General features: G+C 72.5%; 19 protein-coding genes. 10 read left to right on the top strand and 9 right to left on the bottom strand.

Annotated features, from left to right (window positions below):
- Nucleotides 1-1,254: an iron uptake transporter deferrochelatase/peroxidase subunit gene (gene efeB / locus VT52_RS01680; RefSeq protein WP_046421159.1), complete on the bottom strand. Its 1,254-nt coding sequence runs from the start codon at nt 1,252-1,254 to the stop codon at nt 1-3.
- 11 nt (nt 1,255-1,265) lie between these two features.
- The gene (gene efeO, locus VT52_RS01675; RefSeq protein WP_046421161.1) at nt 1,266-2,402 is read right to left on the bottom strand and encodes an iron uptake system protein EfeO; all 1,137 of its coding nucleotides are present in this window, start codon (nt 2,400-2,402) and stop codon (nt 1,266-1,268) included.
- Between the two features lie 166 nt (nt 2,403-2,568).
- On the opposite strand from efeO, the gene VT52_RS01670 reads away from it, so the two are divergent.
- Nucleotides 2,569-3,213 carry a PhzF family phenazine biosynthesis protein gene (locus tag VT52_RS01670; RefSeq protein ID WP_046421162.1) on the top strand — a complete coding sequence of 215 codons (645 nt, stop codon included), beginning with the start codon at nt 2,569-2,571 and terminating at the stop codon, nt 3,211-3,213.
- 45 nt (nt 3,214-3,258) lie between these two features.
- Here the strand turns inward: VT52_RS01670 and VT52_RS01665 are convergent, their stop codons facing one another.
- Complete coding sequence (locus VT52_RS01665; protein WP_046421163.1) at nt 3,259-3,906, bottom strand: biliverdin-producing heme oxygenase; 648 nt, start codon at nt 3,904-3,906, stop codon at nt 3,259-3,261.
- Nucleotides 3,907-4,072: 166 nt separating this feature from the next.
- On the bottom strand, nt 4,073-4,930 hold the full coding sequence (map, locus tag VT52_RS01660) for a type I methionyl aminopeptidase (protein WP_046421165.1): 858 nt from the start codon (nt 4,928-4,930) through the stop codon (nt 4,073-4,075).
- 62 nt (nt 4,931-4,992) lie between these two features.
- Between map and VT52_RS01655 the strand changes: the two genes are divergently transcribed.
- Nucleotides 4,993-5,232 (top strand): hypothetical protein, encoded by a 240-nt coding sequence (locus VT52_RS01655; RefSeq protein WP_046421166.1) that lies wholly within the window; start codon nt 4,993-4,995, stop codon nt 5,230-5,232.
- Here VT52_RS01655 and VT52_RS01650 read toward each other — a convergent pair whose 3' ends face one another.
- Nucleotides 5,233-6,519, bottom strand: coding sequence for an MFS transporter (locus VT52_RS01650; protein ID WP_079174776.1), 1,287 nt, complete (start codon nt 6,517-6,519; stop codon nt 5,233-5,235).
- Nucleotides 6,520-6,628: 109 nt separating this feature from the next.
- On the opposite strand from VT52_RS01650, the gene npdG reads away from it, so the two are divergent.
- Together npdG and VT52_RS01640 are read left to right on the top strand one after the other, a co-directional pair.
- Complete coding sequence (npdG, locus tag VT52_RS01645) at nt 6,629-7,333, top strand: NADPH-dependent F420 reductase (protein ID WP_046421168.1); 705 nt, start codon at nt 6,629-6,631, stop codon at nt 7,331-7,333.
- A 102-nt stretch (nt 7,334-7,435) separates the two neighbouring features.
- Complete coding sequence (locus tag VT52_RS01640; protein ID WP_046421169.1) at nt 7,436-7,642, top strand: hypothetical protein; 207 nt, start codon at nt 7,436-7,438, stop codon at nt 7,640-7,642.
- Here the strand turns inward: VT52_RS01640 and VT52_RS01635 are convergent.
- Complete coding sequence (locus VT52_RS01635) at nt 7,632-8,435, bottom strand: site-2 protease family protein (RefSeq protein WP_046421170.1); 804 nt, start codon at nt 8,433-8,435, stop codon at nt 7,632-7,634. The genes VT52_RS01640 and VT52_RS01635 overlap by 11 nt on opposite strands.
- A gap of 434 nt (nt 8,436-8,869) precedes the next feature.
- Between VT52_RS01635 and VT52_RS01630 the strand changes: the two genes are divergently transcribed.
- A complete protein-coding gene (locus tag VT52_RS01630; RefSeq protein WP_046421172.1) occupies nt 8,870-12,223 on the top strand; it encodes an AfsR/SARP family transcriptional regulator in 3,354 nt (1,117 codons plus the stop codon).
- A 133-nt stretch (nt 12,224-12,356) separates the two neighbouring features.
- Here the strand turns inward: VT52_RS01630 and VT52_RS01625 are convergent, their stop codons facing one another.
- Both VT52_RS01625 and VT52_RS01620 read right to left on the bottom strand, forming a co-directional pair.
- Complete coding sequence (locus VT52_RS01625) at nt 12,357-13,169, bottom strand: ABC transporter permease (protein ID WP_046421173.1); 813 nt, start codon at nt 13,167-13,169, stop codon at nt 12,357-12,359.
- Nucleotides 13,166-14,191 carry an ATP-binding cassette domain-containing protein gene (locus VT52_RS01620; protein WP_046421174.1) on the bottom strand — a complete coding sequence of 342 codons (1,026 nt, stop codon included), beginning with the start codon at nt 14,189-14,191 and terminating at the stop codon, nt 13,166-13,168. The genes VT52_RS01625 and VT52_RS01620 overlap by 4 nt, the downstream gene beginning before the upstream one ends.
- Nucleotides 14,192-14,294: 103 nt before the next feature.
- Here VT52_RS01620 and VT52_RS01615 point away from each other — a divergent pair, with 103 nt between their 5' ends.
- Entirely contained in the window at nt 14,295-15,182 is an 888-nt protein-coding gene (locus VT52_RS01615) for a class I SAM-dependent methyltransferase (RefSeq protein ID WP_046421176.1), read from the top strand.
- Nucleotides 15,183-15,267: 85 nt separating this feature from the next.
- Here VT52_RS01615 and panB read toward each other — a convergent pair whose 3' ends face one another.
- Nucleotides 15,268-16,134 carry a 3-methyl-2-oxobutanoate hydroxymethyltransferase gene (gene panB / locus VT52_RS01610; protein WP_046421177.1) on the bottom strand — a complete coding sequence of 289 codons (867 nt, stop codon included), beginning with the start codon at nt 16,132-16,134 and terminating at the stop codon, nt 15,268-15,270.
- Between the two features lie 226 nt (nt 16,135-16,360).
- Here panB and VT52_RS01605 point away from each other — a divergent pair, with 226 nt between their 5' ends.
- From VT52_RS01605 to VT52_RS01590, 4 genes are all read left to right on the top strand, one after another.
- On the top strand, nt 16,361-17,947 hold the full coding sequence (locus VT52_RS01605) for an MFS transporter (protein WP_206306414.1): 1,587 nt from the start codon (nt 16,361-16,363) through the stop codon (nt 17,945-17,947).
- A gap of 126 nt (nt 17,948-18,073) precedes the next feature.
- Nucleotides 18,074-18,703: a TetR/AcrR family transcriptional regulator gene (locus tag VT52_RS01600; protein WP_206306413.1), complete on the top strand. Its 630-nt coding sequence runs from the start codon at nt 18,074-18,076 to the stop codon at nt 18,701-18,703.
- Nucleotides 18,704-18,886: 183 nt separating this feature from the next.
- Nucleotides 18,887-19,936 carry an endonuclease/exonuclease/phosphatase family protein gene (locus tag VT52_RS01595; protein WP_046421181.1) on the top strand — a complete coding sequence of 350 codons (1,050 nt, stop codon included), beginning with the start codon at nt 18,887-18,889 and terminating at the stop codon, nt 19,934-19,936.
- Nucleotides 19,937-20,054: 118 nt separating this feature from the next.
- A complete protein-coding gene (locus tag VT52_RS01590; RefSeq protein ID WP_046421182.1) occupies nt 20,055-21,269 on the top strand; it encodes an MFS transporter in 1,215 nt (404 codons plus the stop codon).
- Nucleotides 21,270-21,694: the final 425 nt, after the last annotated feature.

Below are 21,694 nucleotides of genomic sequence, written 5' to 3'. Positions count from 1 at the left end.
CTACGCCTCCTTCGAGAACAGTGAACGGCCCCACCAGTCATCGGCGTCCCGGACGCCCGGCGGGACCGCGAAGACCGCGGAACCAACGTGCTGGACGTACTCGTTCAGCGCGTCGTGCGCCGACAGCTTGCGCTGGAGCGGGATGAAGCCGTGGCGCACGTCACGCTGGTAGGCCAGGAAGAACAGGCCCGCGTCCAGCCGGCCGAGCCCGTCGGTGCCGTCGGTGAAGGAGTAGCCGCGGCGCAGGACGGTGATCCCGCCGTTGGCGTCCGGGTGCGCGAGCCGTACGTGCGCGGTGGGCTTCATCGCCTTCAGGAACGGCGCGTCGTGCTCGCCCGCCTTGCCGACCGGCGCGCCCTCGCGCTTGTCCCGCCCGAACACGTCCTCCTGCTCCTGGAGCGACGTACGGTCCCAGGTCTCGATGTTCATGCGGATGCGCCGGGCGACGAGGTAAGAGCCGCCGCTCATCCAGTCGGGCCCGTCCCCGTCGCCGACCCACACGAACTTCCTCAGCCGGTCGGTCTCGGTGCCCGCGATGTTGCGGGTGCCGTCCTTGAAGCCGAACAGGTTGCGCGGGGTCTGCGCGTCCGGGGTGGTCGACGAGGTCTTGCCGAAGCCGAGCTGGGACCAGCGCACGGCGACCTTGCCGAAGCCGATGCGGGCGAGGTTGCGGACGGCGTGCACGGCGACCTGGGGGTCGTCCGCGCAGGCCTGGACGCACAGGTCCCCGCCGGTGCGGGTCTTCTCCAGGTTGTCCCCGGGGAACTCGGGCAGGTCGACGAGGGCTTCGGGCCGCCTGTCGCGCAGCCCGAACCTGTCGAACAGGGAGGGGCCGAAGCCGATGGTCAGGGTCAGCCGGCACGGGGTGAGGCCCAGCGCCTCGCCGGTGTCGTCCGGCGGGGCCTCGGGGAGCCCGCCGTAGGCGCCCTCGCCGACCGGCTCGCCCGCGGTCATCCGCCGGGCCGCGGCCGTCCAGTCCTTCAGCAGCCGGACGAACTCCTCGCGGTCGTCGGTCTTCACGTCGAACGCGGCGAAGTGCAGCCGGTCCTGCACGGGCGTCGCGATGCCCGCCTGGTGGGCGCCGTGGAACTCCACCGCGCCCCCGGGCCCGGACCCGGCCGCGTCCGGCGTGCCCGACCCGGCGTCCGTCAGCGCCACCGCGCCCCCGGCCGCCACGGCCCCGAGCGCGATCCCGGCCCCGCCCCAGCCGATCAGCGCGCGGCGCGAGGGACGGCTCTCCTCGATTTCGGTCATCGCCCCGGCCCTTACTTGACGACCGCGGCGGCGAGCTTCGACAGCGGCTCGGCGAGCGCGTTCACCGCGTCCGACAGCTCCTTGCGCCGGGCCTCGGTGACCTTGTCGTAGGAGACGAAGCCGTACGACGTCGTGTCCGAGCGGTAGCCGTCCAGCACCTTGTCCAGCGCGGTGAACTGCTTGTCCAGCTCCTTGGTGAGCGCCGGGTCGTTCTTGGCGGCGACCGGCTCGAGCAGCTCGTACGACTTCCGCGCGCCTTCGACGTTGCCCTCGAAGTCGGCCAGGTCGGTGTGCGAGTAGCGGTCCTCCTCGCCGGTGACCTTGCCGGTGGCGACCTCGTCCAGCAGCTCCTTGGCGCCGTTGGCCATGGACGTCGGGGTGATCTCGGCCTTGCCGACCCGCCGCTGCCAGTCCTTCAGGTCGCTCACCAGCTGGTCGGCGAGGGTCTTCTCCTCGGCGCCGATCTTCTCGTCGGCCCACAGGGCCTTCTCCAGCCGGTGCCAGCCGGTCCACTTCTGGCCCTTCTCCAGGCCGTCGGCGCGGGTGTCGGTCTTCGGGTCGATGTCGCCGAAGGACTCCGCGACCGGCTCGGTGCGCTCCCAGCCGAGACGCGAGGGGGCGTACGCCTTCTTGGCCGCGTCGAGGTCGCCCGCCTTGATCGCGTCGGCGAACTTCCGCGCGAGCGGCACGGTGGCGTCGGCCTGGTCCTGCGCGTACTGCCGGTACTCGGCGACCGCCTTGTCCAGCTTCGGGTCGTGCGCGGCCGCCGCCGAGCCACCGGTCACGGTGAGTTTCTGCCGGACGCCGTGGCCCTTCATGCCGGGGCGGCAGGCTATCTCGTACGACCCGGCCTTCACCTCGGCGGTCAGCGTGTACTTGGTGCCCGGCCCGATGTTCTCCTTCTCGGAGACGATCCGGTCGTCGGGGAAGAGGATCTCCACCTCGGTGGCCTTGGAGCCCTTGTTCGCTATCTTCAGGGTGACCTGGCCGGCCGGGACCGACGTGGCGGAGGTGTGGCAGGTCGAGTCCGCGGCGGTGACCTCGATGGCCTCGCCGTTCTTCGCCTCGCTCTTGGCGGTGCAGGCCGAGAGGGCGGTCAGTGCGGCCGCGGTGACGGCGGCGATGACGGTCGGACGGACGGCACGCATGCGGACTCCCTGACGATCCGGTTTGGTGAGGCTGCCCTAACTTACCTGACGTTTACTCTTCTCATGCCCTCGGGGTGCGTGATCCGGATCTCAGGTCGCCCAGGTGGGGAAGCGCGCCCTGCCGCGCGGGACGCGCTCGTGGTGCGCGCGGTGTTTCAATTCCCGGGTGACCGACTACGACGTACTGCGCGTCTTCTGCGCACCGCACGGCGGCTACGGCAACGAACTCGGCGTCGTCCGCGACGGCTCCACGCTGCCCGAGCCCGCCGACCGGCAGGCGCTCGCCGCCAAGCTGGGCTTCAGCGAGACCGTGTTCGTGGACGACCCCGAGCGCGGTGTGATCGACATCTACACGCCCTCCACCCGGCTGCGGTTCGCCGGATACCCGTGCGTCGGCGCCGCCTGGCTGCTGGACGTGCCCGAACTCGTGGTTCCGGCCGGGACGGTGGGCGCCCGCCAGGACGGCGAGTTCTGCTGGATCGAGGCCCGCCCCGAGTGGGCCGCGCCGCGCACCCTGCGCCGGTACGCGACCCCCGCGGAGGTCGACGCGCTCCAAGTGCCCCCGCCCGGCGACTGGTTGTACGCGTGGGCCTGGGAGGACGAGGCGGCCGGGCGGGTCCGGGCCCGGGGCTTCCCCGGCCGTGGTGACGGCATCGAGGAGGACGAGGCCACGGGCGCCGCCGCGCTCCAGCTCACCGGCCGGCTGGACCGTGCCCTCAACATCACCCAGGGCAGGGGGTCCCAACTGCTCACCGCGCCGCAGCCGGCGGGCTGGGTGGAACTGGGCGGCCGGGTGTTCCTGGAGCGCTGATCCGGCCGGGCGTGGTCAGGCCGGGCGTGGTCAGGGCGAGAGCGGTCAGGCCGAGAGCGGGAACTCCCCGCCCAGGTCCCGGAAGACGGCCGTGTTCAGGGCGAACGCCCGCTTGCACTCGGCCGTGACGCGCTGCTTCTCCAGGTCGTCCGCCCGTATCCCGTCCAGCAGTTCGCGGTACTCGCGCTTGAAGGCGGCCGGGTTGGGGATCTCCTCGAAGACGTAGAAGCGCACCCCGGCGCCCTTCCTGGCGAAGCCCCAGGTCTTCTCCGCCCGGTCGCGGATGATCTGACCGCCCGACAGGTCGCCCAGGTAGCGGGTGTAGTGGTGGGCGACGTAACCACCGGGCCACCGGGCGGCGCACTCGCGCACCCGGTCGGCGTACGCCCGGGTCGCGGGCAGGGCGCTCAGGCCCGCCCGCCAGTCCGGGCCCCGCAGATGCGCCAGGTCCTCCTCCAGGGCGGCCAGCCGCAGCAGTTCCGGCCGGATGAACGGACCCGCCACCGGGTCCCCGGCCAGCCGCTCGGCCGCGCTCTCCAGTGCCTCGTAGACGAACCACAGCTGTTCGGTGTAGCGGGCGTAGGCGTCCACGCCGAGCCGGCCGCCGAGCAGATCGCTCATGAACGTCGAGGTCTCCGCCTCCGTGTGCTGTTCGTGGGACGCGGTGCGGATGAGGCACGAGAAAGAGTCCATGGGGCACATCCTCTAAGGTAAGGCTTACCTAAGTCAATGGTTTACCCACTCCGTGTCGGTAACTTTCCCGACAGCGTGTCGGTAAAATCGTACAAGAGAGAACCCGCCCTCGCAGGGGCGGGTTCTCCTCGGGTGCGGCCGAGCGGGCGGGCGGTGGCGGCGGCTGTCAGGGCAGGGTCAGGATGTCCGCGCCGTCGTCCGTGACCACCAGCGTGTGCTCGAACTGGGCGGTGCGCCGGCGGTCCTTCGTCACGACCGTCCAGCCGTCCTCCCACATGTCGTACTCGTGCGTGCCCAGCGTCAGCATCGGCTCGATGGTGAAGGTCATGCCCGGCTGCATCACCGTGGTGGCGTGCGGGCTGTCGTAGTGCGGGATGATCAGCCCGGAGTGGAACGACGAGTTGATGCCGTGCCCGGTGAAGTCCCGCACCACGCCGTAGCCGAACCGCTTGGCGTAGGACTCGATGACCCGGCCGATGATGTTGATCTGCCGGCCCGGCTTGACCGCCTTGATCGCCCGGTCGAGGGCCTCGCGGGTGCGTTCCACCAGCAGCCGCGACTCCTCGTCCACGTCCCCGACCGGGTACGTGGCGTTGTTGTCGCCGTGCACCCCGCCGATGTACGCGGTCACGTCCAGGTTGACGATGTCGCCGTCCCGCAGGACCGTCGAGTCCGGGATGCCGTGGCAGATGACCTCGTTGACCGAGGTGCACAGCGACTTGGGGAAGCCGCGGTAGCCGAGCGTGGACGGGTAGGCGCCGTGGTCGCACATGTACTCATGGGCCACCTTGTCCAACTGGTCCGTGGTGACCCCGGGCGCGATGATCTTCGCGGCCTCCTCCATCGCCCGCGCGGCGATCCGCCCGGCGACCCGCATCGCCTCGACGGTCTCCGGGCTCTGCACCTCGGGCCCGGTGTACGGGGTCGGCGCGGGCTTGCCGACGTACTCGGGGCGGCGGATGTTCCCCGGGACGGAGCGGATGGGGGACTGTTCCCCCGGTACGAGCAGCGACTGGCCAGACATACCAGCGAGTCTATCCAGCGGACATGGGGGAACATGTCGTTGGTCGGTGAGAGGAGCAGTCCATGGCCCTGTTCAAGAAGCGAACCGTGGGCAAGCCGGGTGAGTGGTACTACTGCCTGGAGCACAAGAAGGTCGAGGAGGGGCCGGACTGTCCGGGCAAGGACCGGTTCGGGCCGTACGCCTCCCCGCAAGAGGCACAGCACGCCATGGAGCTGGCGGCCGAACGGAATCTGGAGTGGGAGAACGACCCGCGGTGGCGCGACGGCTCCAAGAAGGACTCCGGGGACGCCGAGGGGGAGTGATCACGCCTTCGCGGGAGCGGCCTCGGCGCGGCGCTCCCGCATCCGTACCGCGTGCTCGTTCGTCCGCGCGTCGTACGTCATGAGGCCCGGCAGGCACAGCGCGAGCAGGCCCACCGCGCCCGCGCAGGCCAGGCCGCCGCACGCGACGGACGTGCGCAGGCCCGTCCACGCGGCGAGGCCGCCCGCGCGGACCTGGCCCAGCTGGGGACCCACCGAGTAGGACAGCAGTTCGATCCCGGCGAGCCGGCCGCGCAGCTCGTCGGGGATCGTCTGGTTCCACATGGCGGACCGGAAGATGCCGCTGACCATGTCGAACCCGCCGCCGACGGTGAGCAGGAGCAGCACCAGCCAGACGTCGCGCGTCACTCCCACCGCCGCGATCGACAGGCCCCAGCCGGCCGCCGCGAGCGCCACCATCAGGCCGTGCCGGTGCACCCGCGAGGCCCAGCCGCTGGTCAGGCTCACCAGCAGGGCCCCCGCCGGGATGCTCGCGTACATCAGCCCGAGCGCCCAGTCGGCGTGCAGTTCGTCGGCGAGGAACGGCAGCACCGCGAGCGGCATCGCCAGGGACATCGCCGCGAGGTCCACGACGTAGGTGCCGAGGAGCTCCTTGCGGCTCCACGCGTACCGGGCGCCCTCCGCGATCGCCCGCAGCGACGGCTTCGCGGCCTCGTGGGCGGCGGGGGAGGCCGCGATCCGCACGATGTACGCCAGCGAGACGGCGAAGGTCAGCACATCGGCGGCGTACGCCCAGCCCAGGCCCGCACAGGCCACCACCACACCCGCGAGCGCCGGGCCCGCGACGCCGCCCACGGTCCAGCGCAGCGAGTTCAGCGAGGCCGCGGCGGGCATGTCGTCATGGGCGACGATCCTCGGCCACAGCGAGTCCAGCGCCGGGCGCTGCACCGCGCCGAGCGCGGAGGAGAGCGCGGCGACGGCGTACAGCGGCCAGATGGCGGGGCCCGGCAGCAGCGAGTTGAGCAGCAGCAGCGCGCTGAGCAGCCCCTGCCCGGCCTCCGTCCACAGGATCAGGCGCCGCTTGTCGAGCGCGTCGGCCAGCGCCCCGCCGTACAGCCCGCACACGATCAGCGGCAGCAGCTCCACCGCACCGATCGCCCCCACGGCCGCCGTGGACTCCGTCAGGTCCTTGAGCTGGACCGGCAGCGCGACCAGCGTCAGAAAACTGCCGAAGTTGCTGATCAGCCCAGCCTTCCACAGACGCCGGAAATCGACGGAGGCCCGCCAGGGAGCAAGATCGGGAAGCAGCGCTGAGATCACTCTGGGCATGCTCGGACGAGGGCGCCGCGTGGGCAACCGGTTTTCGCCGCCCGCCCGTCCCCGGCCGCGACCCGCTCTTCCCGGCCGCGGTCCGCACCCGGCGACGTAGAGTCACCCCATGACCTCTACCGACAGCGCACAGAAGGCCCCCGCCAAGGACCCCTGGGACCTGCCCGACGTCTCCGGGTACGTCGTCGGCGTGCTCGGCGGGACCGGGCCGCAGGGCAAGGGCCTGGCCTACCGGCTCGCCAGGGCCGGGCAGAAGGTGATCATCGGGTCCCGGGCCGCCGACCGCGCCCAGGCCGCCGCGGACGAACTCGGCCACGGGATCGAGGGCGCCGACAACGCCGAGGCCGCGCGCCGCAGTGACATCGTGATCGTCGCCGTACCGTGGGACGGACACGGCGACACGCTGAAGTCGCTCGCCGCCGACCTGGCCGGCAAGCTCGTCGTGGACTGCGTCAACCCGCTCGGCTTCGACAAGAAGGGCGCCTACGCGCTCAAGCCCGAGGAGGGCAGCGCCGCCGAGCAGGCCGCGGCCCTGCTCCCCGACTCCCGGGTCGCCGCCGCCTTCCACCATCTGTCGGCCGTCCTGCTCCAGGACCCCGCGATCGAGCGGATCGACACCGACGTCATGGTGCTCGGCGAGGAGCGCGCCGACGTGGAGATCGTGCAGGCGCTCGCCGGGCGCATCCCCGGTATGCGCGGTATCTTCGCGGGCCGGCTGCGCAACGCCCATCAGGTCGAGTCGCTCGTCGCCAACCTGATCTCGGTCAACCGCCGATACAAGGCGCACGCGGGGCTCCGGCTCACCGACGTGTGAGCCGTTCGTCCGGCAGGCCGGGGCCGACCTTCCTATGAGCCGGCCATGGCCATGGGGGACACTGTTCGCCGTAGCAGTGTCCCCCGACAGGAGCCACCCGTCATGCCCCGCATCGCCCTCTGCACCCTCGTCGTCTGCGTCCTCTCCCTGGCCGCGGCCGTCGTCTCCTTCGTGCAGGGCAGCTGGCTGGGGATCGTCTGGGTGCTGCTGGCGGGCCTGTCGTCCAACATGACCTGGTACTACGTCAAGCGCGCCCGCGCCGCCGCGCGGGACCGGGCCGCCCTGCGGGACGGGGCGGTCACGAACTGACCGCGCACACCTCCGGAGCCCCGCTCCAGAAGCGGTAGAGCCAGTACCCGCAGTCCGAGTAGGCCGAGTCCACCCCGAGCCCGCGCAGGATGGTGTGGATCAGCTCGAAGAACGCGATGTTCAGCGACGGGATCCACAGCAGCGCGAACACGATCAGCAGCCCGAACATCGGGAACGCCTCCACCTGCCGCCGCACCCCGTACGGCAGCCACGGCTCCAGCACTCCGTACCCGTCCAGGCCCGGCACCGGCAGCAGGTTCAGCAGCGCCGCCGTCACCTGGAGCAGCGCGAGGAACGCCAGCGCGAAGCGGAACACCATCGGTACCCCGTCGAGCGCGTGCAGCCAGAACGGCGCCGTGCACACCGCCGCGAACAGCGCGTTCGTCAGCGGGCCCGCCGCCGAGATCAGGCTCAGCCGCCAGCGGCCCCGGATCCGGCCCCGCTCGATGAACACCGCGCCGCCCGGCAGGCCGATCCCGCCCATGATCACGAACAGCACCGGCAGCACGATGCTCAGCAGCGCGTGCGTGTACTTCAGCGGGTTCAGCGTGAGATAGCCCTTCGCGCCGATGGTGATGTCGCCGCTGTGCAGGGCGGTGCGCGCGTGCGCGTACTCGTGCAGGCACAGGGAGACGACCCAGGCCGCGGTCACGAACAGGAACACCGCGACGCCCGGCCGCGCCGCGTACCCGGTCCAGGTGGCCCAGCCGGCCACCGCCGCGACGGCCAGGATCCCGACGAACACCGGGCTGATCCTCCGGTCGCCGGGACGTCGGGTGGTGGCGGTGGTCATGAGCGGCTCCTGTGCTGGGCGGGCGGGTGGATCGGTTCGCGGGGCGGCCCCGGCCGACACGCGGAAAACGTCTCGCACGCGCCGCCCGGTTCCTGGAGAGTGACTGAATGCCACGGAAGAGTGTGTTCGGGCGATCGAGTCCGTTCGGCAGGTCCGCGGCCACGGCCGTCCGGGCGGCGCCGGCGGTCGTCCGGACGGCGTCCGCGGTCACCGGACTCCGGCCGCCCGGCCGTCCTCGGACCCGTCGCCGGGTCCCTGACAATGTAGTCCGCCGACGGCGGCCCGAGGCGGTCCGGGGGAGGGCCCGCGGCGCCGCGGACGGCCCGCGCCGGATCCGTCGTACCGTGGGCGTCCCCGTCACCCCGGGGCTTCACCGGGAGCGCCCGCCGCGTCCGGTGACCACCCCGTGACCGCTTCCCGAGCCTCCGGAGACAATGGACCCCGTGCGCTATCGCCTTCTCGGTCCCACTCAGGCGCTCCGCCCCGACGGTACGGCCGTGCCCGTCGGCGGAGCGCGACTGCGCGCGCTGCTCAGCGTGCTGGCGCTGCGAGCCGGGCGGACCGTGCCCGTGGCGGTGCTGGTGGACGAGGTGTGGGGCGGGGAACCACCCGCCGACGCCGCCGGTGCGCTCCAGGCGCTCGTGGGCCGGCTGCGGCGCGCGCTCGGCGCGGACGCCGTGGCCTCCGCCGACGGCGGGTACCGGCTCGCCGCCGGCGCCGACGACATCGACCTCACCCGCTTCGACCGGCTGACCGGCGACGGCCTCGCCGCCCTCGCCGACGGCGACCCCGCCAAGGCCGCCGGTCTGCTGGACGACGCCCTCGCGCTGTGGCACGGCGAGGCCCTCGCCGACCTGCCCGACCGCACCGCCGAGGCCGCCCGCTGGGAGACCCGGCGCCTGGACGCGCGGCGCGCCCGGCACACCGCGGCCCTCGCCCTCGGCCAGGCGGAGGGCGCCCTCCCCGAACTGACCGCCCTGTGCGACGCCCACCCGCTGGACGAACCCCTCCAGGCGCTGAGGCTGCGCGCCCTGCGCGACCTCGGCCGCCCGGCCCAGGCACTCGCCGGGTACGAGGACGTACGACGACTCCTCGCAGACCGGCTGGGCTCCGACCCGGGAGCCGAACTGCGCGCCCTGCACGCGGAGTTGCTGGGCGTGCGGGACGGCGCGGGCGCCATGGCCGGCGGCCGGCCCGGCGATGTCGTCCAGGGTGTCCACCCCGACCGGCCCACCCCCGACGGCCGGTCCCACGCGTCCGGCCGGGCCCACGCCCCCGACGGGCCCGCCCAGGGCAACCTCCCCGCCCGCCTCACCTCCTTCGTCGGCCGCGAGGCCGACCTCGCGGCCCTGGGCGCCGACCTGGGAGCCGCCCGGCTCGTCACCCTGCTCGGACCCGGCGGCGCGGGCAAGACCCGGCTGTCCCAGGAGGCCGCCGAGGCGGTACGGCACTCCGTGCGCGACGGGGTCTGGCTCGCCGAACTCGCGCCCGTGGACGACCCTGACGCCGTACCCCAGGCTGTGCTCACCGCGATCGGCGCCCGGGAGACCGTGCTGCACGGCGCCGGTGCCGAGGGGATGCGCGCGGTGGTCGACGGGCACGACCCGCTGGACCGGCTGGTGGAGCACTGCGCCCGGCGCCGGATGCTGATCGTGCTCGACAACTGCGAGCACGTCATCGAGGCCGCCGCCCGGCTCGCCGAGCGGCTGCTGGCCCGCTGCCCCGAGCTGACCGTCCTCGCCACCAGCCGCGAACCCCTCGGCGTGCCGGGGGAGTCGGTGCGTCCGGTGGAGCCGCTGCCCGAACCCGTCGCGCTGCGGCTGCTCGCCGAGCGCGGCGCGGCGGCGCGGCCGGGGTTCCGCGTCGCGGACGACCCGGAGGCGTGCGCCGAGATCTGCCGCCGCCTCGACGGACTGCCCCTCGCCATCGAACTGGCGGCGGCCCGGCTGCGGATGCTGACACCCCGGCAGATCGCGGACCGCCTCGACGACCGGTTCCGGCTGCTCACCTCCGGCAGCCGTACCGTCCTGCCCCGCCAGCAGACCCTGCGCGCCGTCGTGGACTGGTCCTGGGACCTGCTGGACGCCGACGAACGCGACGTGCTGGCCCGGCTGTCCGTCTTCGCGGGCGGCTGCGACCTGCTCGCCGCCGAGGCCGTGTGCGGGTCCGTCGCGCTGGAAGCCCTCGGCTCCCTGGTCGACAAGTCCCTGGTGGTGGCCGCCCCTTCGGCCGACGGCCCAATGCGCTACCGGCTCCTGGAGACCGTCGGCGAGTACGCCGCCGAGCGGCTCGCGGAGACCGGCCACCGCGCCGAGGCCGAGCGCGCCCATCTGACGTACTACCGCGAACTCGCCCGCGACACCGACGCGTTGCTGCGCGGCCCCGGGCAGCGCGCCGCCATCGAGCGCTTCCAGACGGAGTACGAGAACGTGCGCACCGCCCTCAGGCACGCCGTCGCCGCGCGGGACGAGCAGGAGGGGCTGTGCCTGGTGCTGTCCCTCGTATGGTTCTGGCAGATGCGGGACCAGCGCCTCGAGGCCCGCACCTGGTGCCGCGAGGTCATGGCGCTCGGCCCGGACCCGTTCGCCGGACCGGTGCGCCGCGCCGAACCGGTGTGGCAGCGCTGCAACGCCACCCCGCCGCCTTATGCCGGCGAGGTCCTCCTGGAGGCCCGGCGCGGCGTCCACCTCGCTCATCTCGCCTGCATGGACACCGAGCTGGACGCCTGGCAGACCCCCGCCGCCCAGGCCAAACTGCGCGCCGTCGCCGAGGTCTACGAGGAGGGGATGCCGCAGACCTGCCGGTCGCCCGGAGTGGTGTGGTTCTTCGCGGTGATGCTCACGGGCGGGGCGGAGCGGATACGTACGATCGCCGACGCCAACGTGGAGACCTGCCGCGACACCCCCGGCTTCGAGTGGGAGCTGGCCGGCGCCCTCCAGATGCGTGCCAACTTCCTCGCCAACCGCACCGCCTGGGCCGGGGACGCCACCCGCGACGCCGACGAGGCACTCGCCATCTACCGCCGCCTCGGCGACGACTGGGGCACCGCCGAGGCGCTGTCCGCCCGCGGCGAGTCCTATGAGCGCAAGGGCCTGTACGGCGCGGCCGCCGCCGACTACCGCGCCGCCATCGAGCACGCCGAACGCCTCGGCGCCCGAGCCCAGGTGGCCGTGCTCGGCGCCCGGCTCGGGGGCGTCCTCATGGAGTCGGGCGAAGTGGAGGAGGGCGAGCGGATACTGTGGGAGGTCGTCGAGAGCCAGGACGCCGCGCACGGCGAGGCGATGCCCGCGGCCCGGCTGTTCCTGGCCTGCTGGCTGGGCCTGCACGGGCGCACCCCCGAGGCCCGGGAGCAACTCCAGCTGCTGCGCGAGGAGTTCAGGATCGCGAACTTCGTCGTCTTCGACGCGCTGCTGCTCTGTCAGGAGGCCTGGGTGGACGCGCTGGACGGCCATGACGAGGAGTCGCTCGAAAAGGTACGCACCGCGCTCGGGCTCACCACCGACCCGCTCGCCGAGGCCGTCATCCCCCAGCTGTCCTCCACCGCGCTCACCGTGGGGGCCATGGCGCTCGCCCGTGTCGGCTCCGGCGCCCGTGCCGCCGACGCCGCCCGCGCGCTGGCCGCCGCCGACCGGCTGCTGCCCGCCGGGCACGTCTCCTCCGGCATGGAGCGCCGGGCCCGCGACCTCACCGAGGCCCGGATCCGCGAGGCGCTGGACGAGGAGTCGTACGAGAGGGCGTACGCCGAAGGCGGTGGCCTCTCCCTCGTGGAGGCCACCGCCCTGGTGTGAGACCGGCGCGAGCGCCGGTCCTTCGTGCACACCGGTCCTTCGCGCACACCGGCTCGTCGTGAACGCCGGCTCGTCGTGAACGCCGGCTCGTCGTGAACGCCGGCTCGTCGTGAACGCCGGCGGCTCGTGAACGTCAGCTCTTGGTACGGAACTTGTGGATCGCGACCGGCGCCATCACCGCGGTGATCGCCACAGACCAGCCCACGGTCACCCACAGATCGTGCGCCACCGGGCCGCCGATCATCAGGCCCCGGGCCGCGTCCGCCAACGTGGACAGCGGGTTGTAGTCGGTGAAGGCCTGGAGCCAGCCCGGCATCGACGAGGTCGGCGCGAAGATCGAGGAGCCGAACTGGAGCGGGAACAGCACCAGGAAGCCCACGCCCTGCACGGACTGCGCGCTCTTCAGGATCACGCCGAGGGTGAGGAACACCCACATGATCGAGGAGGCGAACAGCGCCGACAGGCCCACCGTGGCCAGCAGACCGGGCCAGCTGGTGATGTGGAAACCGACCAGCACGGCGACGACCATCAGGATGGCGGTCGCGAACAGCATCCGGCCCAGCTCCACCGCGATCTTCGCGAACAGCACCGAGCCGCGCCCGATCGGCAGCGACCGGAACCGGTCCATCACACCGCTGTTGAAGTCCTGGCTGAAGCCGGTGCCGACGCCCTGGGACAGGGTCATGCTCATCATCGCGAGCATGCCCGGGATGACGTACTGCACGTACCTCTCCTGGCCGCCGCCGAGCGCCTGCCCGATCGAGCCGCCGAAGACGTACACGAACAGGAGCGTGAAGACGATCGGCATCAGCAGCGCGTCGAACATCGACTCCGGGTCCTGCCGGATCCACAGCAGATTGCGCCGGATGAGCGCGCCGGTGTGCCGCAGGTGCCCGCGCAGCGGGATGCGGACGTCGTCGGCGGAAGTGGTGGTGACGGCGCTCATGCGGCGACCTCCTGGCGGGCGTCGGCGGGCTCGGCGTCCTGGGTGTCGCCGGCGCGGTGGCCGGTGAGGGAGAGGAACACCTCGTCCAGGCTGGGCAGTTCGGTGGTGATGGAGGAGAGGGTGATACCGCGCGCGGTGACCGCGCCGACCACGGCGGTCAGCTGCTCGTCGCTGAGGACCGGCACGAGCAGGGTGCCGGTCTCGCTGTCCACGGTGGTGGCCGCGAGGCCGGTGATGCCCAGCTCGTCCAGCATGGAGGCGAGCGGGCGCAGCTCCAGCGGGTCCACCGGGCGCACGCGCAGGGTGCGGCCGCCGACCCGCGCCTTCAGCTCCTCGATGCCACCGGTCGCGATCACCTTGCCGCGGTCCACCACGGTCAGCTCCGAGGCGAGCTGCTCGGCCTCCTCCATGTACTGGGTGGTGAGCAGCACGGTCACGCCCTCGGTGACCATCGTCTGGACCTCGTCCCACACCTCGTTGCGGGTACGGGGGTCGAGGCCGGTCGTCGGCTCGTCCAGGTACAGCACGGCCGGGCGGCCGATCATCGAGGCGGCGAGGTCCAGCCGGCGCCGCATGCCGCCGGAGTACGTGCTCGCGGGGCGCTTGGCGGCCTCCGTCAGGGAGAACCGCTCCAGCAGTTCGTCGGCGCGGGCGCGGGCGTCCTTGCGGGACAGGTCCAGCAGCCGGCCGATCATGTACAGGTTCTCCCAGCCCGGGAGCTTCTCGTCCACGGAGGCGTACTGGCCGGTCAGGCCTATCACCCTCCGCAGCTGGCGGGGCTGTCGTACGACGTCGTGACCGGCCACCGTCGCCTGCCCGGCGTCCGGGGTGATCAGGGTCGACAGGATCCGCACCAGCGTGGTCTTGCCGGCGCCGTTCGGCCCGAGCACGCCCATCACGGTGCCCTCGCGCACGTCCAGGTCGACGCCGTCCAGCGCCTTGGTCTCGCCGTAGTGCTTGACCAGCCCCCGCACAGTCACGGCGTTGCGTCCGCCGCCGGGGTTCTCATCGATTCGCGTCATGCCCTTGACAGTGCCAGGCCCCACCGACAAACCACCGACAGCGCCCCGACAGCGCCCCGACAACCCCCCTCCGGGCCGCGCAGGGTGGTGTTGAATCGGCCCCATGAGCGAGAACGAGCGCGCGGCGAGCCGTACGGCGGTGCTGGTCTGCCAGGGGCGGGCGGCCGCCGACGGCAGGACGGCGGTGGGCCGGTTCGCCGACCCGGTGGCGGTGCGGCTGCTGCGCGCCGAGGAGCGCACACGGGTGGACGAGGTGCGCGCGGGCACGCCGCCGCAGGGCTGGCAGGCGCGCACGGCGTACGAGAGTGTGCGGGCGTGCGCCGAGGTGGTGGGCCCGCGGACGGTCGCGATCGACGAGGCACTGCGCGCCCGCGCGGCCGGCCAGCTGGTGATCCTCGGCGCCGGCCTGGACACCCGCGCCTGGCGGCTGCCGGAGCTGGCCCGGACGGATGTCTGGGAGGTCGACCACCCCGCCTCCCAGCGGGACAAACGCGCCCGCCTCGCCGAGGCCGCGGACGGCGGGCGCGAGCTGCCGCCCCTGGCCCGCTCCGTACGGTTCGCACCGGTCGACTTCGCCGTCGACGATCTCGGCGCGGCACTGGACGCCGCCGGACACGACCCCTCGGCGCCGACGACCTGGCTGTGGGAGGGCGTCGTCCCCTATCTGACCCGCGACCAGGTCCGCGCGACCCTGACCGCCCTCACCGCCCGGACGGCCCCCGGCAGCACCCTGGTCGTCAACTACCAGACCCCGTCCCCGAAGGCGGCCGCGGGCCGGCTGCTGAGCCGCCTCCTCGGCAACGCGGTCACCGCGGGCGAACCCTGGCTCTCCCTGTGGAGACCGGACCGGATGGCCGCCCTGCTCACGGAGTACAGCCTCCACGTGATCTCCGACGACGACCTCCGCACCGTCGCCCACGCGCTCGGCGCCCAGGTCAGGAGCCGGACCTCCCTCGGCTCGGGTCGCGTCGCGGTCGCGGAGAGCCGCTGACCCGGGGCCGTGGACGCAAGGGGGCAGCCCCGCCGACGGGGGAAGATCAGCGGGGCTGCCGGGTGGTGCCGTGGTGGTCCAGGGGTCAGTGGACGGAGTGCTCCTCCGCCGGGAAGACGCTGCCGACCACGTCCTGTGCGAATGACTTCGCCGCGGAGCCCATCACGTCGCGCAGGTCGGCGTACTTCTTGACGAACTTGGGGACGCGTCCGGGGGTCAGACCCAGCATGTCCGTCCAGACCAGGACCTGGGCGTCGGTGTCCGGACCCGCGCCGATGCCGACCGTGGGGATCTGGAGCGAGCGCGTCACCTCGGCGGCGAGCTCGGCCGGGACCAGTTCGAGGACGACGGCGAAGGCGCCCGCGTCCTGGACGGCCTTGGCGTCCTGGAGCATCCGCGCGGCCGCCTCCTCGCCGCGTCCCTGTACGCGGTAGCCCATCGCGTTGACGGACTGCGGGGTCAGCCCGATGTGGGCCATGACCGGGATGCCGGCCTCGACCAGCAGCCGGATCTGCTCGTGCGAGCGCTGGCCGCCCTCCAGCTTGACCGCCCCGACCCCGGCCTCCTTCACCAGCCGGGTGGCCGAGCGCAGCGCCTGAGTCGCGCCCTCCTGGTACGTCCCGAAGGGCAGGTCGGCGACGATCAGGGAGCGGCTGGTCCCGCGGACGACGGCCGACGAGAGCATCGTCATCTCGTCGAGGGTGACCGGCACCGTCGTGTCGTAGCCGAGGTGGCAGTTGCCCGCCGAGTCACCGACGAGCAGGACCGGGATGCCGGCCTCGTCGAAGACGGACGCGGTCATCGCGTCGTAGGCGGTGAGCATGGGCCACTTCTCGCCGCGTTCCTTGGCGAGGGTGATGTCGCGGACCGTGATGCGGCGTGTGCCCTTCCCCCCGTACAGCGTCTTGCTGCCGTCGGCGGGCTTGTTCCGGGCAGCCGAAAGCTGCGTCATGGCAACGGCTCCTTCAAGTCATCTCGAGGCGCCCTGACGGCGTCCCCGGATCCCCTCCATGGTGGCACCTCGTGCCAACCAGGGCCAGGGGGTCCCCGTGATCCTCCTCGTCATCGAACCCACCGCTCCACTTCGGGTAACGCCAAGCCCCCAAAAAAGCAAGCTCTAGGTAAAGAAATTCCGATACGAGACGGTTCCGTATCGGAATCCTTCTACGCTCGAACACATGACAACTTCCGTCCCTGCCTCTCGCATACCGGAGGCGGTGCACCGCCGCCGTTGGGCCATCCTCGGCGTGTTGATGCTGAGCCTGCTCATCGTGGTGCTCGACAACTCGATCCTGAACGTCGCCATCAAGACCATCTCCACCCCGGCCCCCATCGGCCTGGGCGCCACTCAGAGCCAGATCGAGTGGGCGATCAACGCGTACACCCTCGTCTTCGCCGGCCTGCTGTTCACCGCCGGTCTGATCGGGGACCGCCTCGGCCGCAAGAAGGTGCTGCTGGGCGGCATCGCCGTCTTCGGCATCGGCTCCGCCCTCGCCGCCGAGTCCGGCTCCCCGGGCCAGCTGATCGCCTTCCGCGCGCTGATGGCCCTCGGTGCCGCGTTCGTCATGCCGGCCACGCTGGCCGTCCTGATGAACGTGTTCGAGCGCGAGGAGCAGCCGAAGGCCATCGGCATCTGGGCCGGCGGCGTCGGCCTCGCCATCGCCATCGGCCCGATCACCGGCGGCGCCCTCCTCGACCACTTCTGGTGGGGCTCGGTCTTCTTCGTCAACGTGCCGATCGTGATCATCGCGCTCGTGCTGATGGTCTGGCTCGTCCCCGACTCCCGCGACCCCAGGCCGGGCCGTCTGGACCCGATCGGCGTGGTCCTGTCCGTCGTCGGCCTGGTCCTGCTGGTCTACGGCATCATCAAGGGCGGCCAGCTGGCCGACTTCACCGACCCGACCGTGCTCGCCACGATCGGCGCGGGCGTCGTCGTGCTCGCCGCGTTCGTGGTGTTCGAGAAGCGCAGCGACCACCCGTCGCTGGACGTGAGCTACTTCAAGAACAAGGTGTTCTCCAGCGCCATGGCCGCCATCGCGCTGGTCTTCTTCGCGCTGATGGGCGTCACCTTCTTCTCGGTCTTCTACACCCAGAGCGTGCGGGGCTACTCGCCGCTCCAGTCCGGCCTGCTGATGCTGCCGCTGGCCGCCGCGCAGATGATCTTCGCGCCGCGGGCCCGCCTGGTGGTCCAGCGGATCGGCAACAAGGCCACGACGACCGCCGGCCTGGTGGTGATCGCCGGCACCCTGGCGACCTTCGCCACCTTCGACGCCGACACGCCGATCTGGCTGCTGGAGGTCGTCTTCTTCCTGATGGGTACCGGCATGGCGCACATCATGACGCCGACCTCCGTCGTCATCATGCAGGCACTGCCCCGCGAGAAGGCCGGTTCCGCCTCCGCGCTGAGCAACACCTTCCGCCAGGTCGGCGGCGCCCTCGGCATCGCCGTGCTCGGCTCGGTGCTCGCCACCGCCTACCGCAACGGCATCGAGGACAAGCTCGCCGTACTGCCCGCCGGGCTGCGCGACAAGGCCGGCGACTCCATCGAGGCCACCCTCGGCATCGCGCAGAAGCTCGGCCCCCAGGGCAAGCTCCTGGTCGGCCCGGCCGACGACGCCTTCCTGCACGCCATGCACGTGACCGCCTTCTGGGGTGCGGGCGTGGCGCTGATCGGCGCCGTGATCACGGCCCTGTACCTGCCGGGCAGGCCGCAGGCGGACGAGCAGGAGAACGAGGAAGGGGAACTGGTCGCCGCCATGGACTGAGGTCATGGAACCGCGGGACCGGCCGGACGGCCGGCCCGGCGGCCATGAACGGCTCCACGGCGACTCCACGGGGGAAGGAGGCGGCTGCGGGACAATTCCCGCAGCACAGTGAGAGGACGGATTGACGTGAGCCTTGCCGACAACCGGTCCTGCCCGGCCGGACCCGCTCGGGGCCGGCCCCGCAGCGAGGCCGTGGAACAGGCCATCCTGGAGGGCGTGATGCAACTCCTGGAGGACGGCGTGCCCCTCGCCGAACTCTCCATCGAGCGCATCGCCCGCACCGCCGGGGTCGGGAAGGCCACCATCTACCGCCGCTGGAGCGGCAAGGAAGAGCTGTTCGTCGACGTCCTGCGCGCCGCCGAACCCCCCGACCCCGAACTCCCCGGCACCTCCATGCGCGACGACCTGATCGTCATCCTGGAGTCCCTGCGCCAACGCGGCCTGGTCAGCCGCTCGTCGGCGATCCTGCACAACGTGTACGTGCAGATGAAGTCCAGCCCCCGCATCTGGGCCGCGTACCACGCGGGCGTCGTCGCCCCCCGGCGCGTCCTCATGCTCGACGTGCTGCGGCGCGGCCAGCGCGACGGCGAACTGCGCCCCGACATCGACCTCGACCTGGCCAACGACATGTTCGTGGGCGCGATGCTGGTGCGCACGGTCATGCGCCCCGACGCGGACCTGCCCGAGGGCCTGGCGGAGCAGATCGTGGACATCACCCTGGCGGGCCTACGGCCCGTCAGCTCCACAGTCCTGTAGCGCTGATGTGCATGTTCTGTCACAGACCACGCGCATCGCACCGCTGACCGGAACTCCCCGCGCCACCCGTTCGTCATCGTCTTCCGTACGGCCGTCATGGGACGGCGAGAACGGAGCCGATCATCCCCTAGGGTCTGAACACGGGGGCGAACGGTGTGCACGGCGGGCAGTGAGGCAGGCGGCATGGCGCAGCAGGCATACATGACGGAGACGGCGGACGACGGCTCGGGGCCCGAGCGGCCAGGATCCCGGTTCCGGCGCCTGCTGCACCGGATCCTCGCCCCCTGGCGCAACGACCCCGGCATCTGGCGCCGGGGCGCCGTTCTCGCCGCCCTCGCGCTGCTGCTCGCGCTGGTGATGCTGCTGCACGCGTACCTGCCCAACAGCGTGGGCAACCTCGGCAGCCTCACCGAGACGTTCCTGCCCTGGCTGGGTGTGTTCGTCCCCCTCCTGCTGCTGCTCGGCGTGTGGCGCAGGTCGGCGATCACGCTCATCGCCGTACTCCTGCCGGCGATCGTCTGGCTCAACCTCTTCGGGGGCCTGCTCACCGACAAGTCGAGCGGCGGCGGCGAGCTGATGGTGGCCACGCACAACGTCAACGCCGACAACCCCGACCCGGTCGGCACCGCCCGCGCCGTGGCCGGCTCCGGCGCCGACATCCTCGCGCTGGAGGAGATCCCCGCGGCCAAGGTGCCGGTCTACGAGCAGGCGCTCGCGCCGACGTACAAGTACCACGCGGTCGAGGGCACGGTCGGGCTGTGGAGCAAGTACCCGATGACCGGCGTACGGGCCGTCGACATCAAGCTCGGCTGGAAGCGTGCGATGCGGGCGACCGTGACCACGCCCGAGGGGCCCGTCGCGGTGTACGTCGCCCACATGCCCTCGGTGCGGGTGAAGCTGAAGGCGGGCTTCACCGCCCGGCAGCGGGACACCAGCGCCGACGCGCTCGGCGAGGCCGTGGCCGACGAGACCCTGAGCCGGGTCGTCCTCCTCGGCGACCTCAACGGCACGATGAACGACCGCTCGCTCAACGCCGTCACCTCCCAGCTGCGCTCCACCCAGGGCGCGGCGGGCAGCGGCTTCGGGTTCAGCTGGCCGGCGGCGTTCCCGATGGCGCGGATCGACCAGATCATGGTCAAGGGCGTCGAGCCGGAGAGCAGCTGGACCCTGCCGCGCACGGGCAGTGACCACCTGCCGGTGGCGGCCCGTGTGAACCTGGACACGCCCTCGTAACCCGCCGGAACAGAGCCGCTGGGATACTTTGTTCCGCAATTGAACTTTGGGGTCCGGTCGTACGGACCCCAGCGGTACGACGCTCTCCCCTACGCTCTCGAAAGGCACAGGCCCTTCCATGCCCCTGGCCCTGCTCGCGCTGGCCGTCGGCGCCTTCGGTATCGGAACGACCGAGTTCGTGATGATGGGGCTGCTCCCCGACGTCGCGTCCGACCTGCACATCTCCATACCCTCCGCCGGGCACCTGGTCTCGGCGTACGCGCTGGGCGTCGTCATCGGCGCCCCGCTGCTGGCCGCCGTCACGGCCCGGATGTCCCGGCGCACGGTCCTGATCGCCCTCATGGTCCTGTTCGTCGTGGGCAACGCGCTGTCCGCGTTCGCCCCCGGCAACGGCTCCCTGCTCGCCGCGCGCTTCCTCAGCGGGCTGCCGCACGGGGCGTTCTTCGGAGTGGGCGCGGTGGTGGCCACCGGCATGGTCCCGCCGGAGCGCAAGGCGCGCTCGGTCTCCCTGATGTTCCTCGGCCTGACGGTCGCCAACATCGCGGGCGTCCCGGCGGCGACGCTGATGGGCCAGCACCTGGGGTGGCGGGCGACGTTCCTGGGCGTGAGCGCGATCGGCCTCGCGGCCATCGCCTGCCTGGCCCTCCTGATCCCGCACGACCACACGCACGCCTCCTCGGCCGGCCTGCGCGGCGAAGTGGCCGCTCTGCGCTCCCTGCCGGTCTGGCTGGCGCTCGGTACGACGGTGGCCGGTTTCGGCGCCCTGTTCGCGGCGTACAGCTACGTGACGCCGATGCTGACGGACGCGGCCGGCTACACGGAGGCGAGCGTCACCCTCCTCCTGGCGCTGTTCGGCGTCGGCGCGACGGCGGGCAATCTCCTCGGCGGCCGCCTGGCCGACCACTCCCTGCGCGGCACCCTGTTCGGCGGCCTCACCTCCCTCGCGGCGGTCCTGGCCCTGTTCCCCCTGCTGATGCGGGCGGAGTGGAGCGCGGCGCCGGCGGTCATGCTGCTGGGCGCGGCGGCGTTCGTCACCGGCTCGCCCCTCCAGCTGATGGTGATGGAGAAGGCCCAGGCGGCCCCCTCCCTGGCCTCCTCCGCCAACCAGGCCGCCTTCAACCTGGCCAACGCGGGCGGCGCCTGGGTGGGCGGTGCCGCCCTGGCGGCGGGCTACGGCACGACGTCCCCGGCGCTCGCGGGCGCGGCCCTCGCGGTGCTGGGGCTGGGCGTGGCGGGCGCGGCGTACACCGTGGACCGGCGCCGCGTGGTCCCCTCGGTGGGCCGTGTCGTCACCTCCCGTCTGCCGGAGGGGTCCGAGGCGCTGCGGCCCTGATCCCCGTGAGCGCCCTGACCGTGTGCGGGGATGCGGCCACCGTGCCGATCACGAGGTGAGCCATGGCGGGGAAGCCGGTCTCCGTTCCGTCCCGGGAACCCGCCGGCCGTGACCTCGCCCGCCTGATGCGGCGGGGCGGGCGCGAAGTGGCCGGCGGGGCGAGCGCGAGGCGGCCGGCGAGGGGAGCGCGGACACGGCCGGCCCGGCGCTGTCCGGGGCCGGGCCACCTCGGCGCGGGTACGGCCGGGACCGTCCGGGCCAACGACTCCCACCCGCACCGGAGTTCCGTCCCCGAGGTGTCCAACGGCGTTCGCCGGCGGCTCCGTTGCGCACGGGCGGCCGTCATGGCCGTCGTACCCACGGGGCCGGTGTCCCGCGTGACGCCGCGTTCGGACAGCCGGAACCGGTGTCCGTCGTCGTGCGAC

This window comes from Streptomyces malaysiense (assembly GCF_000980885.2).
Classification (GTDB): Bacteria; Actinomycetota; Actinomycetes; order Streptomycetales; family Streptomycetaceae; genus Streptomyces; species Streptomyces malaysiense.
Note: the sequence above shows the minus strand (reverse complement) of the source record. Positions and strands in the feature narration are given on the sequence as shown.